This window comes from Mucilaginibacter sp., from assembly GCF_028288185.1.
GTDB lineage: Bacteria > Bacteroidota > Bacteroidia > Sphingobacteriales > Sphingobacteriaceae > Mucilaginibacter.
The window spans coordinates 105,281-127,471 of the sequence record NZ_JAQBOF010000008.1 but is presented as its reverse complement, the minus strand read 5'-3'; the positions used below and the strand labels follow the sequence as shown (position 1 = coordinate 127,471).

Below are 22,191 nucleotides of genomic sequence, written 5' to 3'. Positions count from 1 at the left end.
AAATTTAACAATCAGCTATGCTGCATTTACGCTAATACGTTTCTTCGCTATTTGATCTGGAGTGTTCATCTATAGCCTCACCAATTTCTTGTAACGGCATGTGCTGTACAGATGCGGGGGTGTCAACATACACCCATAAGCCTGCGTCAGTTTTACCAATTTTGTGATAAGCTGCTCCACAAAAAACATCATAAAGCTGTGGCATAACAGAACCCAACTTAACTTTATAATCAGTATTATTAACAGTAACAATGAAAGAGTTATTTTTCATAATATGATATTTTAAATAACGCGAAAAGGAAGGTACTAACTATTATCAAAACTACAAAAAAAAGCCCCGATCTCTCGGGGCCTCCAACTATGGTTTATAGATTGTTTAGTGGTGTATTAAATTTAAAGTCTTTCGCCGTGTTGGCTAATATCTAAGCCTATCACTTCCTCTTCCGCCGAAACACGTAATGGCGATATCATATCAGTGATCTTTAGTAACAGCAATGAGCCAAAAAAGGCATATATAGAAACAATAATTAAGGCAAAAAGCTGTATTAAAAACAAGTGCGATTCGCCAAAGAACAGGCCATTACCGGTTACGTTGGCTGGGTTAACATTTTTGTGTGCAAACACACCGGTAAGCAACATACCTACCATACCACCAACGCCATGGCAAGGGAAAACATCCAATGTATCGTCTATTGAAGTACCTGTGCGCCACTCAACTACCAGGTTACTTATTACTGATGATATAATACCTATAGCCAACGAATGCGGAATGGAAACAAAACCCGCTGCCGGCGTAATAGCAACCAAACCTACAACCGCACCGATACAGGTACCCATTGCAGATGGTTTACGTCCGCGTAGCATATCAAAAAATATCCAGGTTAAACCTGCAGCTGCCGATGCGGTTGTGCTTGTTGCTAAAGCGGTAACCGCCAAATGATTTGCCCCAAATGCCGACCCCGCGTTAAAACCAAACCAACCGAACCATAATAAACCGGTACCTATTAATACATAAGTAATGCGGGCCGGCGAATGGCTCGCCTCGTTTCTTTTCTTTAAATATAAGGCTGATGCTAAGGCCGCCCATCCGGCAGACATGTGTACAACAGTACCACCGGCAAAGTCAAGTACACCTAATTTGTTTAATAAACCATCGGGATGCCAGGTTGCATGCGCCAGGGGTGTAAATATAAATATGCTGAACAGCACCAGGAAAATGATATACGAATTAAAGCGGATACGCTCTGCAAACGCCCCGGTTATTAACGCCGGAGTTATAATGGCAAACTTTAACTGGTACATAGCAAATAGCAATAACGGAATAGTAGGAGCTGATTTCCAGGTGGAATCGCCTAGCATACCCTTCATCATAAAGTAAGTAGCCGGATTACCAATTATACCATGGAAGCTATCACCAAAAGCCAGGCTGAAACCAAAGATGCCCCACATTACGGTAATTATAACCATACAAATAACACTTTGCAGCATGGTTGATATTACATTCTTTTTATTAACCATACCGCCGTAAAAAAACGCCAGACCGGGTGTCATAATTAAAACCAACGCGGTCGACATGAGCATCCAGGCGATATCGCCGGTATTAAAATGCGATGCGCCGGTGTTTTTAAATTCGACCGATGGAAAAATAAAGGTTAATGCTAAAATACAAAGGATAACAAAAAACGGAAAGTAACGCTTCATAGAAATACTAAAGGATAATTTTAAAAAACGGCTGAATTTATGATTAATATCATAAATAAATGAAATAAATGTTAAATTATTATTAAAAAAGATACGAATTAATCTTTTTTACAGAAATCGGGTAAGCCAGTCGGGGAAAATTCCAAGCAATACTAATATCAGCGATATTATTATTGCAACTGCTAATATATAATTTGGTTGGGTTACGGTTTCAGAGATAGTATCTGTCCGTTTCAAAAATAAATTAAGCGGTATTTTGATGTAATAAAACAAAGATACTACCGTAGTTAATGCACCGGTTATGGTTAACAGCAACAACCATACATTATGATTTACCTGGTAAACGCCATAAACTGCCGAAAACACAAACAGTTTACCTGTAAAACCGGCAGTTACCGGCAAACCCGTTAATGAAATCATTATAATTACAAAGCATACTGAGGCCGCGGGATATTTAAGTCCTAAACCTTTATAAGTATTTACATCTTCAGAACCTGTTATCTTTGTGAAATAGCTTACCAGCATTAGCGCACCTACGTTGGCTAAAGCATATACCGCTAAATAATACTCCAGCGCTTTAATGCCCTGCATATTAAAAGTAACCACAGCCATTAAAGCAAAACCTGTATGCCCAATGCTTGAATAGGCAAGCATGCGTTTAACATTATTTTGCATAACCGCGGCAAAATTGCCAGCTATCATGGTAATAATGCCTATTACAGAAAGATACAATCCAAAATCAAAAGCTTTCCATTCGGGAGACATAAGAAATGGCGTCAAAAAATTGATCAGCAATGCAAACGCCGCAATTTTAGGTACAGTTGATAAGAATGCAGTAACAGGTGTTGGTGCACCTTCATAAACATCGGGCACCCAAAAGTGTATGGGGACAAATGATAGCTTAAAACCAATACCTACCAAGACTAAGGTTATAGCAAAAGCTGCCCCAACAGCATGAACCTTTATCAGTCCCGAAGTAAAATTATAGTCAAACAGATCTAACGTGCCTGTAAAGCCATAAAGCAGCGATATGCCATAAAGCATTATGGCCGATGATGCCGCGCCAAACAATACATATTTTAAACCCGCCTCTGTACTAAAAGCGTTTTCTGACCGATAGGCAACCAACAGGTATGACGCGATAGAAACCATCTCGATAGCAAGATAAATGGATAACAGGTTAACCGCCATGGTCATTAAATGCAGACCCAATACAGCGGCAATGGTTATAGAATATAGATCAGATAGTTTTTTTGTATGCGACTTTAACTGTTCATCCCAGGCAAAATATAGCAGCAATAAAAACGCGGCGCCATCAATAATCAACCTGAATACAATCGAAGCATGCGACTGTAGCAGCATCCCCTCAAACAACAACTTAGTTTGTTCGCCTTTAAGGGCCAGTGCTTGGGTATCTCTAAATATCACCAATAAAATACCGGCACAGGCCACAATTCGGCATAGTTTCTCGGAGTTTCGGCCATATATCAGGTCGGTAATTAATACCAGGATAAATAACACAGATAAAGTTATCTCGGGCTTGAAAAAATTCAAGTCACCCAAAATATGGGTTAGCTGGTCGTGTATAAAAGGTATTAACTCGTGCATTTTATTTGGTTACGTGTAAAAACTGTACTAACGCTAATACCGAATCATTGATCTTGCTAAACACCAACGAAGGCATAACACCTAAAACCAATACCATTATTGCCAGTGGCAATAAGCTGATTATTTCGCGGAAGTTCAGATCGGTTAAAGCTACTTTCCAAACTTCCCCCCCTTTTAAAGATACCGAACCGAAGAACATGCGTTGCAATGTCCATAAAAAATAACAGGCACTTAATAGTATACCAACCGCGCCACATACAGCCATCCAATAAGGCAACAACCCATTTACCGATGGCGATTTAAACGCGCCTGCTAATGAGAATGCCTCGGCTATAAAGGCAGAGAATCCCGGCAAACCTAATGATGCAAAGAAGGCGATCATCACAAATATCGTGTACTTAGGCATTAAAGTACCTAATCCGCGGAAATTGTAAATATCCCTATCGTGAACCCGATTATAAACCACGCCTGCCAAAAAGAACAGCATAGTTGATAAGAACCCGTGGCTCACCATTTGTATTACCGCTCCGCTTAAACCCTCGGCAGTTTGCGAGGCTATCCCCAGCAATACAAACCCCATTTGCGATACAGATGAGTAAGCTATAACCCGTTTAAGGTCGCGCTGAGCTAACGCGTTTAACGCGCCATATAGAATAGAGATAACACCTAATAAGCCCAACCAAAACGCGCCTGAAGTAGCTACATCTGGGAATATACCTAAACAGATCCGTATAATACCATACCCACCAATTTTTAGCAGGATAGCGGCTAATATAATAGATACCGGGGTTGGAGCCTCAACGTGGGCATCAGGCAGCCAGGTATGTAATGGCACTACCGGTACTTTAATAGCAAAGGCTATGAATAGGATAATAAAGCCAAGCGTTCGCGCTTGTATACCAAATAAAGTATAATGACTTAAAGTTGAAAATATAGAACCTTGACCGTAGTTGGCTGGATTCATCATCTGCACCATGTTAAAGGTGTGATTGCCGGTTGTTGGGTCGGTTACTGATAGGTACAAACCTATCATCACCAGCAACATAAATACCGAACCAAATAAGGTGTACAAGAAGAATTTTATAGCCGCGTACTCGCGCCTTGCACCGCCCCACATCCCTATCAGGAAGTATAATGGCAAGAGCATTAACTCGTAGAAGATATAGAACAGGAAGAAATCCAATGAACAAAATACCCCCATTACCGCCATATCCAGTATCAGGAACAGCACGAAGAACCCTTTCAGGTTACTCTTTATTTCCCATGATGCCAGAGCAGCAATAACCAATACTACCGATGTCATGAGCAATAGCGTAATAGATATACCGTCTATCCCCACAAAATAATCCATTTGCATGCGGCCCAGGCTACCCAGATCGAGGTTTATCCAGGGTAGTTTTTGCACAAACTGAAACTGGCTCTCTGTAGCTATACCACCGAATGCCGCGCCTGTTTTAAAGTTAAAGTATAAACTCACACTCATAAATAACTGTACCAGCGTAGCCAGCAACGTAATGTATTTAAAACTACCGCGCAGGTTGGATGGCATCAAAGCTATGATGAGGCCAAACAGCAGCGGTATAAATATGAGTATGGTTAAGCTATTCATTAGGTTCAGATCAGTATTTTTAAAATAAACATGGCCAGCACTACAGCCAGCATACTAAACAAATAATATTGAATTTTGCCACCCTGAAAACGGCGCACAAAATTACCGGTTATTTGCACGATAAAGGTAAGTAAGCGCGATATTCTATCGATAATATTATAATCAAACCAGGCAGCTATTTTTGATATCGTGATAGTTAGGACTGATAGTCCGTTTATAAAGCCATCAATAACTTTGCGGTCAAACCATGAGAGTGCTTTACTCAAGCCCATTACCGCGCCAACAATTACTTTATTATAAAATTTATCAAAGTACCACTCGCGGTAAGACAGGTGGAACAAAAAGCCCGTTTGCGGGAACACCAATATTTTGCGCCCGGTATAAACCGCCCAAGCCCAGTAGATGATGAACAAGCTTAATATATTAACCCCTATTGGTACAATGGTATGGTAAATGTTTACCCGCGCTAAATGGATAGAATCAAACCCAGCTAATACCCAGGCACGCTCGTATAAAACCGGGTTCCATGAAAATAGCGGGAACAAACAAGCCACCGCCAATAATAGTAACGGCACACGGTATTGCCAGCCACCATCGCTGATATGGTATTTTATATGCGGATGAAATTGCGCTAATCTAAAATCGCCAAAAAATACTTTTACTATTAGTCGGGTTACATAAAAAGCTGTCAGCCATGTTGTAATGATGGCGCCTATCGGCACTAATCTAAATAATATGCTTTTATTATCCGACCAATCAACCGCCTGTACCAATATGCCATCTTTTGATAGATAGCCTGATGTAAAAGGCAAACCGATCAATGCCAGGCCGGCCACAACCGCCACCAAAAATGTAAACGGCAGTTTTTTACGTAGGCCGCCCATGTATAAAATACTTTGTGGGTCTATGTCCAGGTCGTTATCCTCTTTAATATGCTGCATTTGGTGAATAACAATACCTGCCACCAAAAACAAGGCACATTTAAAAAACGCGTGCGTTATCAAATGGAACAATGATGACGCATAAGCCCCCACCCCCATTGCCATCACCATAAAACCAAGTTGCGATATGGTAGAATACGCCAGGATACGTTTCAGATCGTTTTGTGTTAGCGCAATAGTAGCCGCCATAAACGCGGTAAAGCATCCAATGATGGCTAGTATATCTAACTCGCCGGTAGTGAATATTGGGTAAACCCTGCCCAGTAAAAACACGCCTGCTGCAACCATTGTTGCCGCGTGGATCAATGCCGATACCGATGTTGGCCCCTCCATCGCATCGGGTAGCCAGGTATGTAAGGGGAACTGTGCCGATTTTGCAGCAACCCCTAAAAATATCCCGCCAAAAGCTACGTATTGCCAAACAGCAGGTAAACTACCTATAGGTGATACCCATAAACCATTAGTAATGGTCGATTGACTAATTAACCCGCCACTGCCAAAAATCTGTACAATATCAAAAGTATGGTACTGCGCAAACAGTATCATAATGGCGGTTAGCAAACCAACATCGCCAATACGGTTCATTAAAAATGCTTTTTTATTGGCCTGCACCGCTTTGTCGCGGGTGAACCAAAAACCTATCAGCAGGTATGACGAGAAGCCTACCAACTCCCAGAAAGTATACAGCAATATCATATTATCAGCCACCACCAGCGCGAGCATGCTAAAACAAAACAGGCTGAGGTAAATGAAGTAACGATCATAATTATCGTCATGCTTCATGTAAGCGGTAGAGTAGATATGAACCGGCAATGCAATTACCGACACCAGCAATAATAATATGGACGATAGGTTATTCAATAAAATACCTGCATACAATTGCGTACCGCCAATAGTAAACCAAAGCTGCTGTACATGTATTTGCTGGCTGTTCCAAGTTTTCGAGAATATGATTATTGATAATATCGCACTGGCTAATATAGCCCCAGTAGCTATCCACCCCGATATTTGATTACGCCTACCCGACAAACAGCAATTTACTATACAAGCAAACAGGGGCAACAATACCGTTGCTATTGCAAAGTATATGATTGACAGATCCTGGTATGGTATAGTTGTTTTCAAATATTAATCCTTCAAATTATTGATCTTGCGTGGATCAATAGTTTTATATTTTTTGTAAACGTTTAGTATAATCGCCAAGGCTACCGCGGTAGTGGCTGCTGCCAATACTATGGCAAACAGCGCGAATACCTGCCCGCTGTTAGCTATTTTATCAAATTTGCCAAAGGCTACCAGGTTTAAAATGGCGGCATTTAGCATTAGTTCTATCCCTATTAAAATTTGTATGGCGTTGTGTTTTGATATGATCATGTATAAACCAATGCAAAACAGTGCGGCACTTACTATTAAAAAATCGGTTAAGGTTATCATACTGTACCCCGCTCCTTCCTTGCCAAATGCGCGGCACCTACCAGGGCCATCATTAATAAAATAGATATAGCCTCGAATGGTAATAAATAGCGCGTCATTAAATTTATGCCTATGTTATCGGTCATTATATCGTTCGGCTTTATCTGCCTATTCGCACCCGTAACCATCTTTACCCAATACACATTATCCGCATCGGTTTTTAATATCACATTTACCATTACCACAAAAAACAGTGCGGCCAATAATATAGCGGGCAATTTACTAAGACTAATGAACTTACTTTTTTGTTGTTGTAACACATTCAAAGTTTCTTTGCCCGATAACATAAAAGCAAATAATATCAGTACCAGCACGCCGCCTACATAGATCACTATTTGGGTTACCGCCACAAAATCGGCCAAAGCCAAAACGTATAAACCTGCCAGGCCAAACAGCGTTATAAAGAACATAAATATAGAGCGTACCAAGTTCTTGCTGCTCGCCACAAATAGGGCCGATGCTACCACAATAAACGCCATTATATAAAAAAGCAGTTGGGTTAAACTCATGCGTCGCCCTCCTTTTTATTCATGGCCGCCAATTTTGCCGCTTGTCTTTCGGCTAATTGATTCTCTAATAATTGCCTTTTTTCAGCCGCAACCTCAGGTGCCATATCGGCAAACTCGTAGTTTAAGTTCTTTAACTCAAAAACACTTTTATCGTATTGGTTGGTCATTACAATACATTCGGTAGGGCAAACTATGGTGCATAAACCGCAGTACATGCACTTGGCCATGTCTATGTCAAACTTAGGGGCATAAAGCAGTTTCTTTGACCCGTCAGATGTTTCACCGATAGAGCCTGTTGTCGATTTTATCGACTCTATAGTAATACAATCAACCGGGCAAATTTTAGCACAAAGATCACATACAATGCAATCGTCTATCTCCACATCCAGCTGGTAGCGTCCAACTTCGGGCACAGGTAGTTTTTGATGCGGATACTGGATAGTATTGGTGCCCTCTAACTGCTTAAAGTAATTATCATCGCTCACAGATATTACCTTCCTCTTGGCATTTGATGCAAAAAGATGCCTGAACGTAAGGGACAGCCCTTTCATTGCAGTTGTAAATCCGTTTATTGCTTTATTATACACTGATTATTCTGATTTTTATTTTTTTATTTCACTGATTATTTTTGGTTTGATTCACCGATTTACAATTCCCTAATCTTAAACACTACATCAACCATAACCGCCATACACCCGATATCAGCATACATAAAAATGCCAGGGGGGTTAAAACCTTCCAGCATAAATTCATTAGCTGGTCAACGCGTAATCTCGGCAGCGTCCATCGTATCCACATCTGTACGGCAATAAGGGCCAACGTTTTTGTTGCTATCCAAAATATCCCCCAGGCTATGCCTGTTGTCCAACTGGCCAAATGTACGGCACCAATATTTGGTAATGGTGTGTTCCATGCACCTAAAAATAATATTACTCCTACCATTGATACCAGGTACATCATGGCATACTCGGCCAAAAACACCAATGCAAATTGCAGCCCGGTAAACTCGGTATGGAAACCGGCAACCAATTCTGACTCTGCTTCGGGGATATCAAATGGCGCACGGTTACTTTCGGCCAATGAAGCTATAAAGTAAATTACGAACGCTATTATCAAATGCGGCGCTCTAAAAATGTTCCAGGCCAGTATGCCGCCGTTGACAGATACATCCCAAAGGCCTAAAAATTTTATTTTTTCTGGAGATAGAATACCTTGCTGCATCGATATATCCTGTAGATTTAAAGTTTGAGCTATCATTACTACTGATATTAAAGCAAAGCCTGCAGGTATCTCATAAGATATGATCTGCGCTGCCGAACGCATGGCACCCAGTATAGAATATTTATTGTTTGATCCCCAGCCGGCCATTAGTATGCCAAGGGTTTCGATAGATATGATGGCTAAAATGTAATACAGGCCGATGTTGACGTTAGCCGGTACTAAACCAGGTGCCCATGGCAAAGCCGCAAAACCCAGGTAAACAGCAACAAATATAATGACCGGTGCCATCAGGAAAAGTACCTTATCTGCAGCGGCGGGTATTATGAGTTCTTTTTGGATCAGCTTCATTATATCTGCCAGCGTTTGCAGCATACCGAACTTACCTACCTCGGTTGGGCCAAGTCTGTCTTGTATAAAGGCAGAAAGTTTACGTTCAGCATATACGCCAAACAAAGTAAACAGGGCTACAAAAGCAAATAAGCCTATCGCAATTAAGAAATATGTAGTGTAAAAGTTCAACCGGTTTGCTTTAGGTGCAAACTTAATAAATTTTGAATTGATTGAGTTGGATTGACTCTATAAAGTTGACTAAACTGGTAGGATTTAATAAAAAAACTCCCTATTTACAACTAAACTCGGTAACCGACACAAACGATGAAGTTACCGGTGCCGAAAAAAACCGTGATGCATGATGATCAAATTCGGCGGTATCATCGGTGGTTGTATAGAATTTACGTGTACCTTCTTTGCTTAATTTTTGCTCCAGTTCCGGGTGGCGTTGCAAATAATCAACTAAGCTTTTGGCAACAATGTCGCCTTGTGCAATTACATTTACATTGGCCGGTAGGTGTGCTTTTATTTTATCCAGCAATAACGGGTAATGTGTACAGGCCAGCAGCAAAGTATCTATATTGGCAGATTGCGCCATGATCTGGTCAAGGTATTCTTTTATAAAATAGTCTGATCCGGGCTTTTCATATTCGCCGCTCTCAACCAATGGCACCCATAACGGACAGGCTTGCTGATAAATCTTCAGATCAGGAAAAAACTTCTGTATCTCAATCGGGTATGATTCAGATTGTACGGTACCCGTAGTACCTAATACGCCAATTTCTTTGGTGGTTGAATAATTGCCGATAACCTCGGCAGTGGGCCTTATCACCCCTAGCACACGTTTGGAGGGATCTAAGCCCTGCATATCCTTTTGCTGGATAGTACGCAGCGCTTTTGCCGATGCTGTATTACAAGCCAGTATAATCAGCGGACAGTCTTGTTTAAATAGCCATTGCACACACTCCCAGGTATATTGATGGATGGTGTTAAATGATCTGTTACCATAAGGCGCGCGGCTATTATCGCCCAGATAAATATAATCATACCCCGGCAACTGCTCTGCAATTGAACGAAAGACGGTTAGGCCGCCTATCCCCGAATCAAAAATACCTATTGGCGTGTTTGGCATGGTGTGATGTTGAAGATTAGTTATTGAAGATTAAAGATTGGTGAATTGCAAATCAGCGAAATCTTCGAACAATAATCAGCGAAATCCATCAATCAAAAAAATCTATGATTCAAAAATAAAAAAAGCGCCCCGTAAACAGGGCGCTTTTGTAAATCATTTATAATTAAATTATTTTACTGCTAATTTAAGCTTTACAGCAGCCATCAAGTCATCAGACGGTGGCGATACTAATAATGCAGTTTGTGATGTATCAAATACATAAGTATAAGCTTTTTCTTTAGCAACTGCGTTTATTGCATTGTGGATCTTATCAATCAACGGTTTCATTAACTCATTACCTTTTTGTTCAACTTGTTGTTGAGCGTTGGTTTGATAATCCTGAGCACGTTTTTGCAAGTCAGCCAATTCACTTTGTTTCATTGTACGAACTGCATCAGTCATGGTAGCTTGTTTTGCCTGATAATCAGCGCTACCTTTTTGTAGTTCATTACTCAAGTTTTGTAACTGATCAATAAATGTCTTTTTAAAAGCGTCTATTTGTGTATTTATAGTCTTAAGTTCGGGCATTGCCTGTATTAAGTCGCTTGTATTAACGTATCCGATTTTAGTTTGTGCTTTGGCAAAGTTGCCCATAAATAACATGCATACTGCAACTAAAGCAACTTTAAATAGTTTTTTCATTGTTTTTTTTTGTTCTGATTAATTTAATAATGTGCGATTATATGTATAAAAATTTTATTTAGCAAATACTCCCGGTTTTAATCCCAGGCGTGTTATAACGTCAGCGCTTTTATCATAACGCGGATTAGCATACAGCATTATTACTTCGCTGTTTTTGTCAAATATCATATCCAGGTTTTCGGCTTCGGCAACGGTTTGCACTGCTTTAGCTACCCTGTCTTGTATAGGTTTCATTATCGAGCTGCTTTTTTGTTCCAATTCACCATTCGGACCAAATTTTTGGCGTTGAAAATCTTTTGCGGCTTTTTCTTTTACTACAACTTCATCCTCACGGCGCTTCTTCATATCAGCCGACATTAAAACCTGGTCTGCCTGGTATGCTTTATACATTCTGTCAATTTCCTGGAAACGTCCATCCACCTCTTTTTGCCATTGATCTGATAAAGCACCTAATTGCTTTTGAGCCGATACATAATCAGGCATGTGCTTTAAAATGTATTCAGAATCAACATAAGCAAATCTTTGCGCAAATGCTGCTGTGAATGTTATGAACGTAAAAGCTAGTACTAAAATTACCTTTTTCATCAACTTTTTTTTCTAGTTAGTTAAATCCACCGCTTAGGCTTTGTGATATAGAGAAGCTAAACTGCCCCTTATTAGCCGACGGTATTCCGGGGATCGGATCATAGCCATAGCCATAATCCAAACCAAGTAAACCAAAAATAGGTAAAAATATCCGTGCTCCAATACCTGTAGATCTTCTGACATTATATGGGTTAAATTGCGAGAACTTGTCCCAAACATTACCACCTTCGGCAAATGCCAGTAAAAATATAGTAGCCGATTGGCTTGTAATAACAGGGTGGCGTACCTCTATAGTATATTTATCATATATGGTACTGCCGGGGTTATTGCTGGCAGTAAAGCGTGCCCCTACCGGTACTATCGAGAAGTTTTCATATCCGCGTAAACCAATTATATCGCTACCTTGTAAGAACTGGTAGCTTTGCATACCATCACCACCCAGTTTAAAGCGTTCGAACGGTGAACCCGGAACAACCGAATTATATTCTCCAAGGAAACCAAACCTGGCTTGCGTCATCAACACAAACTTAGCCGGAAGCGGTATAAACCACTGCGCGTCAAATTTAACTTTGTAATACTCCACAAAATGATAAAGCTGTTCTTGTGGCGGCGGCAGTTTGTAGTTAATATTATTAAATAACGAATATGGCGGCGTACCCTGTACTGTAAACTTAATGTTTGAACCACCGGTAGGGAATATCGGTGAACCATCAAGCGCGTTGCGCGAAAGTTCTTGCGTTAATTTAATATTATACGATGTCCCGTTTGAGAACAGATAACCCGGATAATTATCTAAATTATAGTGGTCAACATTTAACGAATAATTTAACTGGAAATGGTTATCAGGCCATTTTAAACGTTTTCCTAAAGTAACACCAACACCGTTTATGCGTAGGTTATTATAGTTAGGGTCGGTTTTGGCATAATACTGGCCTGTTGAGCTTAATTGTGTATAAGCAGATACCGAGAAGAATATCGGCCTTTTACCACCCAGCCATGGCTCAGAGAAAGTAAACGAGTAATTTTGATATGATCTACCGCTTGATTGACCCCTTAAGCTTAATTTTTCGCCATCGCCTTTTGGTAATGGTTTATAGTCTTTAAGGTGGAAGAGATTTTTAATAGCGAAGTTATTAAAGGTAAGCCCCAACGTACCTACAAACTGGCCGCCACCAAAACCGCCCGAAAGCTCTACCTGATCTGATGGTTTTTCAACAACGTTGTAAATTAAATCAACTGTACCATCCTGCGGGTTAATGTTAACCGGTCTTGGATCGGTTTTCTGGTCGTCAAAGTTGCCTAACTGTCCAATTACACGGGTACTCTCAACCAATAACGCTTTATTGAATTTTTGGCCCGGCAAAGTTTGCAGCTCGCGTATAACTACTTTATCATTAGTTACATCATTACCTTTAACGGTTACGCGGTTTATAGTATACTGAGGGCCTTCAAATATTCTTATATCCAGGTCAACAGTATCATTATGTAATCTTGTTTGTACAGGGTCGGCATTATAAGTTAAATAGCCATCATTTAAATAAAGAGATGAAACATCATCGCCACCGGGGCCACCACCACTTAATCTTTTGCTTAACATTTCTTCACTAAATACATCACCTTTTTTAATACGCAGTACGCGGTCTAACAGATCATTATTGTATTTAGCATTACCAGACCATTTAATATCACCAAAGTAATATTTATGGCCCTCAAGTATTTTTATTTTTACATCAACGGTTTGGTAATCATGCTTGGTAACGGTATCACTTATTAAAGCTGCATCTCTGTAACCTTTTTCCTGCATTTTTTCAATAAGGGTTTGTTTGTCTTCAAGGTATTTATCTTCCTTGAATTTTTTCGACCCAAATAGGTTATAAAACTTGCGGGTGCGGGTTTTTGATAAATAGCCTCTAAGTGCCCCTTGCGAAAAATCTTTGTTACCTTCAAACGTAACTGAGTTTATCATTACCTTTCTGCCCTTGTTTATAACAACATCCAATATCAAGCTATTAGCATCTCCCGGATCGGGTCTTTGTTTTATAGTTACCGTAGCATTATAAAAACCTTTCTCGTTAAAATATCTCTTTATTGTAGCTGTAGTTCGGCTTAATAAGTTGGTATTTACAATTTTGCCCTTATCATCTAATTTTTTATTCAGGTCCTCTATCTCGCTTTTGCGTATACCCGTTAAACGCAGGTTTGATAATCGTGGAAGTTCTTTTATCGCTATTTCAAGATATACCGTATCCAGGTTAATTTTGGTAACATATAACTGTACATCATCAAATAAATTCTCTTTATACAAGTTCTTTACAATGGTCGAGCTGGCTTCGCCGGGTAAAAGCAACTTATCACCTTTGGTTACTTTTGATATTTGAAGCAACACTTCCTTATCCAGGTGTACAGTCCCTGTAACAGTAATCCCACCAACGATATATTCTTTTGGGTTTAAGTAGCTCAAAGTATCAGATGATGACGACCTGAAAATTTGTTTATTTGGCCTAACCTGAGCCAGGGCAGCAGTACTTATTACGGAGAAAAGAATAGCAAACAGAAATTTATTCATTCGGATATTTTAGTGGGCTAAAAATAATTTATACAGTTGTTAAAATTTGTTAAAAGGAAAAATTTAGTTGACTTGCTCACTTGTCATACCAAAACGGCGCTCGCGTTTTTGGTAATCAAGTATGGCTTCATACAGATCTTCTTTCCTGAAATCGGGCCATAATTTTTTTGTAAAATACAATTCGGCATAGGCAATTTGCCACAATAAATAATTACTTATCCTGAATTCGCCGCTTGTTCTTATCAACAACTCGGGGTCGGGCATATCGCTGGTGTACAGGTTGTTTTCAAAAAGCGTTTCGTCAATATCATCGATATTTATTTCGCCGCTTTTTACTTTAATGGCTATGTTTTTTGCGGCCTGAACAATTTCGCGGCGCGAACTATAGCTCAATGCCAATGTTAATACCAGCCCCGTATTTTTTGAGGTTGTTTTGATAGCGTTATTTAACTCCTCATAGCATTTTTTTGGCAGCATATTTAGATCGCCTATAGCATTTAGGCGAACGTTTTTGTCCATGAAATTTTTTATTTCTTTATTAATTGTGCTAACCATTAATTCCATAATAGCCATAACCTCCAGCTTGGGGCGGTTCCAATTTTCAGACGAAAAAGTGTAAAGAGTTAAATATTTAACACCCAGATTAACACCGCCCTCTACTACATCCCTAACAGAAAGCACGCCATTATGATGACCGAATATTCTTAATTTGCCTTTGTCTTTTGCCCACCTGCCATTGCCGTCCATAATAATGGCTATATGCTGGGGTAACTTTAACAAATCAATCTGATCCTTATAACTCATTTTCCTTTGCCGATCAATAAAAGCCGATGCAGGCTTACAATACGTGTTTTCGATAAAAAATTACTCCCTAATAACACGCCTGATAATTACGCTTTTATTAAATAATGCCCAATTTTTCAGGTGACAAAGGTAAAACTTACTTTGTACTTTTTTAGTATGCTGATGAAAAGAAAGTTTAGACTACGATTTATAAGATTTTTGGATTGCCAGGATAACTATTTAACTATTAATCCTATAATCTTTAATCCCGGAAATCTTAGTTTAATAATAACACTTTTGCGTTATGAAAGTATATGATATAGTAAAGCCTAAAAACATATAAGTATCGTGTGGCCGCAGATCGCCGCGCTGTATACCTGCAGGGATATTTTGTCCAGACCTGTCAGACAAAGCAATTGATATTGCGCTCCCTAATTTGCTTTTATCGGCATAAACACCACTTACATCATCCAAATAATCGGTATATGCTGTTCTGTACCCCAACTCGGCCCCTAAACTTAGACGGCCCGCAATATTGTATTTAATACCGGCACCAAAAGGCACCGCAATTGTTGATTTTGGATAAGATTTACCTTCGGTTTCTAATGTACGCAGTTCATAAGTATACCCTTGGTAGGTGGCTCGTGGGTTATAACCGGTATAAGCAATACCGGCAAAAATATAAGGCGTATATATATTTTTACTTACAGATGGTACATATTCCATAAAGTTAAACTCGCCGGTTAAGCTTACTTCATTTAGCCGGGTGTTAAAACTCAAATTACGGTTACGATCCTGCTGATTATTTGATAAGCTGTCTGCACCTTTTATTTGGCCATAGGTGTAACTTAATTTTAATGCCAGGTAACCATCAAAATTGCGTTTAACAAAAGCGCCACCCGCCAAGCCCGAAATTTTTAAGGGATTGTTTTGGTTCAGATCGCCCATGTAGCCTGCACCACCGCCAAAAACGCCTAACTCCCAGGTTTGTGCCTGTAAATTAAACGAGATGAACAGTAAAATTATAACAGCTAACGTTTTAGACATCCGCCAAATTTAGTAATTGCGCGCGTCAAGGCCCCACAATAGTTTGTTTCTTAACGTTGATAAATAACTTTCATTACTTAAACGGATAAGATTTAACTCAAATTTTGCTTTCTGTACCTTAAACCGCATGGGCTTATCTATTATTTCAGTTTTCGAATCGCACGATAAAATATAGTTAGAGCTACGCGATTCAACCTCGAAGGATAGCACGCTGCTATCCGGCAGTACAATTGGCCTCACGTTTAAATTATGCGGCGCAACAGGTGTCACAACAATGCTGTTCGACTCAGGAAATATTATAGGCCCGCCGCAACTTAATGAATATGCGGTTGAGCCGGTTGCTGTAGCTATTATAATGCCATCGCCCCAGTAAGAGTTTAAAAACTCGCCATCCAAAAACATGTTAGTAGTGATCATGGCCGAGTCATCGCGCTTGTGGATAGTAATATCATTAAGCGCGAAGTTATCCAGACCTAATATGTTCAGTTCAGATTCGACAGTTAATAAGCCACGGCCATCCAGGGTATATTGGTTATTAACCACCGCGTGTATGGCCGATGCTATGTCGCTTTTATTTACACTGGCTAAAAAACCTAACCTGCCAAAGTTTAGGCCTATTACCGGCACGCCCGAATCGCGGATAACGCTCACCATATCAAGCAAAGTACCATCACCACCAAGCGTAATAAATACATCAATAAGGCCTTTTATCTTGTCGCCTTCATTTAATACATTATAAATTACGGTATCAATTTTTCCGGCTAAATAGTTATTGAGCTGATGATGAACATAGACCTCGACCGAATGCAACGATAAGCTGTCAAACACCTGCTGTATGTACGGCAATACTGCCTGGTCATTAAACTGTCTGCCGTATACTGCTATTTTCATGGTTGTTTTGTAGTCCATGGACCATAGTCGATGGTCGATAGTTTATGTTTAGATATAATACTATGGTCTATCGTCCATCGACTATGGACCAATTTATTATAAATTAAGGTAATTCATCAATGAGGCATACCTATCCATTGCTCCATCATCATGTTCGCTATGATTAAAGGTGGCTTTTACATCATATTCGTAACGTAAAAAGGTAGCAATTATATTAGAGATATCCTGTTTGTTTACTTTTAGTGTGACCTCCAGCCGTGTTGAATCAGGAAAAGCACGCACGTACGAGCTTAAGATCTGTGCATTGTCCGACTCTACGATCTGCGCCATATGCGCCAGCGAATTGTTTTTATTATTAATATCCAGTATAATGATACCACCCGGCTGTGATACCGAAGTAATAGTGGCAAAATACTGGTTCATGGCATTAATTGGTATAATGCCTAAATAGTTCTTTTTAATATCCAGTACCGGCACAACGCTTAACTGTTGCTCATAAAACAGGCGTATAACATCATAAACGTGCTGATCCTCACGCACGTATGGATTAACCAGCGATAGCGCCAGCGATCCAATAGGCGTTTGCGTATCTATCTCGGGCTGTATGTCGCTTTCGGCAATCAGGCCCAGAAACTGGTCTTCGTTTACAATTGGCAGGTGGCGCACCCTAAACTCAACCATACGATCAAGCACCTTCTGTATCGTATCAGAGGTGTGAACCGGTGGTATCGCGTCAGCTATCAATTCAACTGCAAACATATTACGCTCCTATTTTTTCTAAAAATCCCTTTAATAAGCGGTTAAACTCCTGCGGATGCTCCATCATGGCGGCATGCCCGCATTTATCTATCCAGTGCAATTCAGAATCCGGCAATAGCTGGTTAAATTCTTCAGCAACTTCCGGCGGTGTTATTTTATCGTTTCTACCCCAAATTAATGAAACCGGTATGCGTATTTTATGCAGGTCCTTTTTCATGTTATGGCGTATGGCCGATTTTGCCATAGCTAATAACCTTATAACACTATGACGGTCATTAACTAGTTTATAAACTTCGTCAATTAATTCGGGCGTAGCAATTTTAGGGTCGTAAAATGTGTATTCAACCTTTTCTTTTACAAAATCCATACTTTCCCTTCGCGGGAAAGACCCTCCAAAAGCATTTTCGTATAAACCCGAGCTCCCGCTTAAAACTAAAGCCTTTAATCTTTCAGGATGGGCTAACGAATATATTAAACCCACATGCCCACCTAACGAGTTACCTAAAAGTATAACGTTCTGCAACTTTTTATACTTTACAAACTTGTGTACGTATTTTGATAACGTTTTAACCCCTGTAGTTATTACTGGCAAGTCATACACCGGCAGCATAGGTAAAATTACCCGGTACCGGCCTCTAAACTCCTCAATAACTTCTTCCCAATTACTAAGACCCCCCATTAAGCCGTGCAACAATAATAGCACTTCGCCTTCGCCCTCATCGATGTAACTAAAACCACGTTCCTCTTTAAGCACGAAACTCATATATTATATTCTTTGTAAATGTTAATTCTGTGTGTCAGACTTACGAAGTTTCTAAAACTTCGTAAGTCTTATCAATGTTAATCCTCGCCATAAAAATAGCTTATTGCAGTTTATCTGCAACAATTATAACAAATAAATTAGCCTAGCAATTGTTTCACAACCTCTGATATGGTTTTGCCGTCAGCCTGGCCCGCCAGTTCTTTATTAGCCATACCCATTACACGCCCCATATCCTGTATGGAGGTAGCGCCAATACGTTCAATCAGCTCTTGTATAAAACCTTCAATTTCAAAACGTGTCATTTGTTGTGGCAGATAAGGTTCAATAACCTGCATTTCGGCTATTTCTATCTGATACAGGTCATCGCGATTTTGGGTCTTATAAATATCAGCCGATTCCTTGCGCTGTTTTACCAGCTTTTGCAATACTTTAATTTCGGCTTCGGGTGTTAGTTCTTCAGCAGCGCCTTTTTCGGTTTTTGCCAGTAATAAGGCCGATTTTACAGCGCGTAAAGCTTGTAGACGGTCTGCCTGTTTAGCCAGCATAGCAAGTTTAATATCCTGATCTATTTGTTGTATTAATGACATATCTTAATTGAGTGAATTATTGAATGAGTGAATTTCGGATGTTCGATATCGGATTTGTTTTTTATTTATTCATTTGCATATCTGTACACTTGCACATCTGCACATTTATTTCCGAACTATCGTTGTTGCGTTAGCTTGCGCGGTTGGCATTATTAACAGCTCATTTATATTAACATTCTTAGGGCGCGATATTACGAACATTATCGTCTCGGCAATATCTTCGGCTACTAACGGATCAAATCCATCGTATACCTTTTTGGCCCGTTCCTTGTCGCCATGAAAACGCACTTCAGAAAATTCTGTTTCTACGGCGCCTGGGTGTATAGCCGTAACTTTTATGCCATGCTGTACCAAATCAATACGCATACCTTTATTTAAGGCATCTACCGCATGTTTGGTGGCACAATACACATTACCATTAGCGTAAACTTCTTTGCCGGCTATTGAACCTATATTTACAATATGCCCCTTGCCATTAGCTATCATCCAGTTTGATACAACCTTGCTAACATATAACAAACCTTTAATATTGGTATCGATCATGGTATCCCAATCATCCAGGTTACCATTTTGAATGGGATCTAATCCCTGGCTTAAACCGGCATTGTTTATTAATACATCAACTTTTTTCCATTTAGCAGGCAGGCTTTCAAAATTACTGGTAACCTGCTCGCGGTCGCGTACATCAAAGGCGCAAATGGCTACTTCGGTATTGTATTTTTTATTAAGGCTTGCCGCTAGTTTCTCTAACCTGTCAAGCCTGCGGCCGGTAAGTATCAGGTTATAATTTTCGCTGGCAAATAGTTTCGCACAAGCTTCGCCTATTCCTGCTGTGGCCCCGGTAATTAATGCAATTTTAGCCATAGATGTGGTATTAAATCCGCTGCGAAATTAGGCTTTTTAGTCGGGAATTAAACGATTTATATAGAATAAAGCAACCAGTTACTCAAAGTAAAGGCTAAACATTAAAGTATGCAACCCCAATCTGTTTAAAGGTGTGGAGTAAGGATGATTTTCGGGAAGTAATACATTGCCAAACGAGTTGGACAGTTTGATCTCTGGCGATAATTTAAAAAACTCAAAATATATATCGCAGCCCAAACCAGCTTCGTACGAGGCAAAGCCGCTAACGTTTTTCACGTGTTTATCAATCAGCCCTAAACCTGCATCAGAGTTTACATGGCTGCCTATAGCTTGCGAATATTTTATACCACCCAATACATAAGCCCTAAAATCGCCTATACGGTCAGATTTTAGTTTAATAGATATAGGCAAATCAACCTGTGTGGCTTGTACTGATTTGCTTATATTTTGCGATGGTGTATTGTAGGTATAATCCAAGCTGCGATCAGCAAAAATTAATGAGGGGGTTATACGGGCCTCCAGATGTTCAGTAATACGGAAACGGGTTAAAAAGCCAACCGCAAATCCCTGCGAACTGGGTGAGCCTATACTTTTTAGCGAATCGGTAATTTTGTTGCCGTCATTATCGATGTATGGTTTACGCCAGTCGGCCTTTTTATCAATTTTAAAATAACTGCTAACGTAACTAAAGCTAAAACCAAAGCTTATATCTTTTTGGTCAGCACCTCCACCCCACGAAGGGGCTGATTGCGCAAACAGGCAATTGCTGCAAAAAATAAGGCTTATAATTAGCAGGTACCGGGTTTTAATCATTTAACGCCTGTATAAATAGAACAAATACCAAACGCTAATGGCCTGCATTTGGTATGTTTAAAGCCAACCTTATCCATAACTGCTATAAAAGCCGGCCCATCCGGAAAAGCGGCAACCGACTCTGGCAGATATGAATAGGCCCTTGAATCTTTAGAGAAAAGTTTACCGATGCCCGGCGTTATGTAGTTAAAATAGAACTTATACAATTGCTTTACCGGGAACACTTTAGGTTTTGAAAACTCCAATACCACGGCTTTACCACCGGTTTTTAAAACACGGTTAATATCGGCCAGGCCCATCTCCAGGTTTTCAAAATTACGTACACCGTAGGCAACTGTTACCGCATCGAACTCGCCTGCTTCGAAAGGTAATTTTTCCGAGTCGCCTAGTTTAACTTCAAACTTGTGGCCCAAATTACGCTTAGCTATTTTTTGTTTGGCGATGTCCAGCATCCCCTGCGAAATATCAACGCCAATAATTTTTTCTGGGTTTAGGATAGATAGTGCTTCGAAGGCAAAATCGCCGGTACCGGTAGCTACATCTAAGATCAGTTTGGGCTGATCTTTCTTTAACTCATTAATAGCTTTTTTGCGCCAGATGATATCAATACCCAACGACATAAAATGATTCAAAAAGTCATAGGTTTTGGATATATTGTTAAACATATCGGCCACCTGCTCCTTCTTGGTGCCCTGCTCTGCGTTGTATGGGATTACGGTTTTGCTCATATTATGGGGCAAAGATAGGATTTAGAGATTAGAGGTTAGTTTTTTGATGGTTGAAGATATGAACATTATGTAACACTAATCTCTAATTAACCAATCCTAATCACTTCGCCGTCAGGCAAGCTCCTTCGTCATCCAAATATTACAGGCAAAATGCCCCGAGTTACCTAAAGCATGATCCAATGGTTTAAAGCCTGCCTTTCCATAAATACTTACAGCCTTGGCCAATTGCGGAAAAGATTCCAGATACAGATGAGTATATCCTAATTCTACAGCAGCCTCAAAACATTTTTCCATCAGCATTTTGCCAATGCCGCGACCGCGTGTGGCTGCTGTTAAATATAATTTCACTAACTCGGCGTAGCCGGATGGTAATCCGTTTGTTGGGTAAACGCCGCATCCCCCTAGTAAAACACCGTTGTCTTCGGCTACAAAATAGCAACTGTTTGGTGCGTCCTGGAACAATTCAAACAAGCGGTCAGTATCCAGGTCCGAGTAAACAGTACCCACTTTAGGCACATCAAACTCTACCAGCGATTCGCGAATAATGCGTGCCAGTTCAACATTATCATTGGGTTTGATAGGTCTTAAAGTTATAGTCAT

At 40.0% G+C, this 22,191-nt stretch carries 23 protein-coding genes; all 23 read right to left on the bottom strand.

The window, feature by feature from the left end:
* Window positions 1–31: 31 nt before the first annotated feature.
* The 23 genes from JWQ34_RS03125 to JWQ34_RS03015 all read right to left on the bottom strand — a co-directional run bounded on the left by JWQ34_RS03125 (window position 32) and on the right by JWQ34_RS03015 (window position 22,191).
* On the bottom strand, window positions 32–271 hold the full coding sequence (locus JWQ34_RS03125) for a hypothetical protein (RefSeq protein ID WP_299353777.1): 240 nt from the start codon (window positions 269–271) through the stop codon (window positions 32–34).
* Window positions 272–393: 122 nt separating this feature from the next.
* Window positions 394–1,701 carry an ammonium transporter gene (locus JWQ34_RS03120; protein ID WP_299353774.1) on the bottom strand — a complete coding sequence of 436 codons (1,308 nt, stop codon included), beginning with the start codon at window positions 1,699–1,701 and terminating at the stop codon, window positions 394–396.
* Window positions 1,702–1,809: 108 nt separating this feature from the next.
* A complete protein-coding gene (locus JWQ34_RS03115) occupies window positions 1,810–3,309 on the bottom strand; it encodes an NADH-quinone oxidoreductase subunit N (protein ID WP_299353772.1) in 1,500 nt (499 codons plus the stop codon).
* 1 nt (window position 3,310) lies between these two features.
* Window positions 3,311–4,918 (bottom strand): NADH-quinone oxidoreductase subunit M, encoded by a 1,608-nt coding sequence (locus tag JWQ34_RS03110; RefSeq protein ID WP_299353769.1) that lies wholly within the window; start codon window positions 4,916–4,918, stop codon window positions 3,311–3,313.
* A gap of 5 nt (window positions 4,919–4,923) precedes the next feature.
* Window positions 4,924–6,984: an NADH-quinone oxidoreductase subunit L gene (locus tag JWQ34_RS03105; RefSeq protein ID WP_299353765.1), complete on the bottom strand. Its 2,061-nt coding sequence runs from the start codon at window positions 6,982–6,984 to the stop codon at window positions 4,924–4,926.
* A 3-nt stretch (window positions 6,985–6,987) separates the two neighbouring features.
* Window positions 6,988–7,290 (bottom strand): NADH-quinone oxidoreductase subunit NuoK, encoded by a 303-nt coding sequence (gene nuoK / locus JWQ34_RS03100; RefSeq protein WP_367278591.1) that lies wholly within the window; start codon window positions 7,288–7,290, stop codon window positions 6,988–6,990.
* On the bottom strand, window positions 7,290–7,841 hold the full coding sequence (locus tag JWQ34_RS03095) for an NADH-quinone oxidoreductase subunit J (RefSeq protein ID WP_299353759.1): 552 nt from the start codon (window positions 7,839–7,841) through the stop codon (window positions 7,290–7,292). The genes nuoK and JWQ34_RS03095 overlap by 1 nt, the downstream gene beginning before the upstream one ends.
* Window positions 7,838–8,392 (bottom strand): NADH-quinone oxidoreductase subunit I, encoded by a 555-nt coding sequence (locus JWQ34_RS03090; RefSeq protein WP_299353756.1) that lies wholly within the window; start codon window positions 8,390–8,392, stop codon window positions 7,838–7,840. Before JWQ34_RS03090 ends, JWQ34_RS03095 begins: the two co-directional genes overlap by 4 nt.
* A 118-nt stretch (window positions 8,393–8,510) precedes the next feature.
* Window positions 8,511–9,581 carry an NADH-quinone oxidoreductase subunit NuoH gene (nuoH, locus tag JWQ34_RS03085; protein ID WP_299353753.1) on the bottom strand — a complete coding sequence of 357 codons (1,071 nt, stop codon included), beginning with the start codon at window positions 9,579–9,581 and terminating at the stop codon, window positions 8,511–8,513.
* A gap of 100 nt (window positions 9,582–9,681) precedes the next feature.
* Window positions 9,682–10,524: a glutamate racemase gene (gene murI / locus JWQ34_RS03080; protein WP_299353750.1), complete on the bottom strand. Its 843-nt coding sequence runs from the start codon at window positions 10,522–10,524 to the stop codon at window positions 9,682–9,684.
* Between the two features lie 168 nt (window positions 10,525–10,692).
* On the bottom strand, window positions 10,693–11,205 hold the full coding sequence (locus JWQ34_RS03075) for an OmpH family outer membrane protein (RefSeq protein ID WP_299353745.1): 513 nt from the start codon (window positions 11,203–11,205) through the stop codon (window positions 10,693–10,695).
* Between the two features lie 54 nt (window positions 11,206–11,259).
* A complete protein-coding gene (locus JWQ34_RS03070) occupies window positions 11,260–11,790 on the bottom strand; it encodes an OmpH family outer membrane protein (protein WP_299353742.1) in 531 nt (176 codons plus the stop codon).
* A 16-nt stretch (window positions 11,791–11,806) separates the two neighbouring features.
* Window positions 11,807–14,356, bottom strand: coding sequence for an outer membrane protein assembly factor BamA (gene bamA, locus JWQ34_RS03065; RefSeq protein WP_299353739.1), 2,550 nt, complete (start codon window positions 14,354–14,356; stop codon window positions 11,807–11,809).
* Window positions 14,357–14,419: 63 nt separating this feature from the next.
* On the bottom strand, window positions 14,420–15,178 hold the full coding sequence (locus JWQ34_RS03060; protein WP_299354362.1) for an isoprenyl transferase: 759 nt from the start codon (window positions 15,176–15,178) through the stop codon (window positions 14,420–14,422).
* 243 nt (window positions 15,179–15,421) lie between these two features.
* On the bottom strand, window positions 15,422–16,186 hold the full coding sequence (locus JWQ34_RS03055; protein WP_299353736.1) for a DUF6089 family protein: 765 nt from the start codon (window positions 16,184–16,186) through the stop codon (window positions 15,422–15,424).
* A gap of 9 nt (window positions 16,187–16,195) precedes the next feature.
* Window positions 16,196–17,077 carry an NAD kinase gene (locus JWQ34_RS03050; protein ID WP_299353734.1) on the bottom strand — a complete coding sequence of 294 codons (882 nt, stop codon included), beginning with the start codon at window positions 17,075–17,077 and terminating at the stop codon, window positions 16,196–16,198.
* Window positions 17,078–17,173: 96 nt separating this feature from the next.
* Window positions 17,174–17,836: a CBS domain-containing protein gene (locus JWQ34_RS03045; protein ID WP_299353731.1), complete on the bottom strand. Its 663-nt coding sequence runs from the start codon at window positions 17,834–17,836 to the stop codon at window positions 17,174–17,176.
* A gap of 1 nt (window position 17,837) precedes the next feature.
* Window positions 17,838–18,599 (bottom strand): alpha/beta hydrolase, encoded by a 762-nt coding sequence (locus JWQ34_RS03040; RefSeq protein ID WP_299353728.1) that lies wholly within the window; start codon window positions 18,597–18,599, stop codon window positions 17,838–17,840.
* A gap of 137 nt (window positions 18,600–18,736) precedes the next feature.
* Entirely contained in the window at window positions 18,737–19,186 is a 450-nt protein-coding gene (locus tag JWQ34_RS03035; protein WP_299353725.1) for a GatB/YqeY domain-containing protein, read from the bottom strand.
* A 105-nt stretch (window positions 19,187–19,291) separates the two neighbouring features.
* Window positions 19,292–20,050, bottom strand: a complete 759-nt coding sequence (locus JWQ34_RS03030) for an SDR family oxidoreductase (protein ID WP_299353722.1) — start codon at window positions 20,048–20,050, stop codon at window positions 19,292–19,294.
* Window positions 20,051–20,128: 78 nt separating this feature from the next.
* Window positions 20,129–20,863 carry an outer membrane beta-barrel protein gene (locus tag JWQ34_RS03025; protein ID WP_299353719.1) on the bottom strand — a complete coding sequence of 245 codons (735 nt, stop codon included), beginning with the start codon at window positions 20,861–20,863 and terminating at the stop codon, window positions 20,129–20,131.
* Window positions 20,860–21,591 carry a bifunctional demethylmenaquinone methyltransferase/2-methoxy-6-polyprenyl-1,4-benzoquinol methylase UbiE gene (gene ubiE, locus JWQ34_RS03020; RefSeq protein WP_299353716.1) on the bottom strand — a complete coding sequence of 244 codons (732 nt, stop codon included), beginning with the start codon at window positions 21,589–21,591 and terminating at the stop codon, window positions 20,860–20,862. The genes JWQ34_RS03025 and ubiE overlap by 4 nt, the downstream gene beginning before the upstream one ends.
* Before the next feature lie 111 nt (window positions 21,592–21,702).
* Entirely contained in the window at window positions 21,703–22,191 is a 489-nt protein-coding gene (locus JWQ34_RS03015; protein WP_299353713.1) for a GNAT family N-acetyltransferase, read from the bottom strand.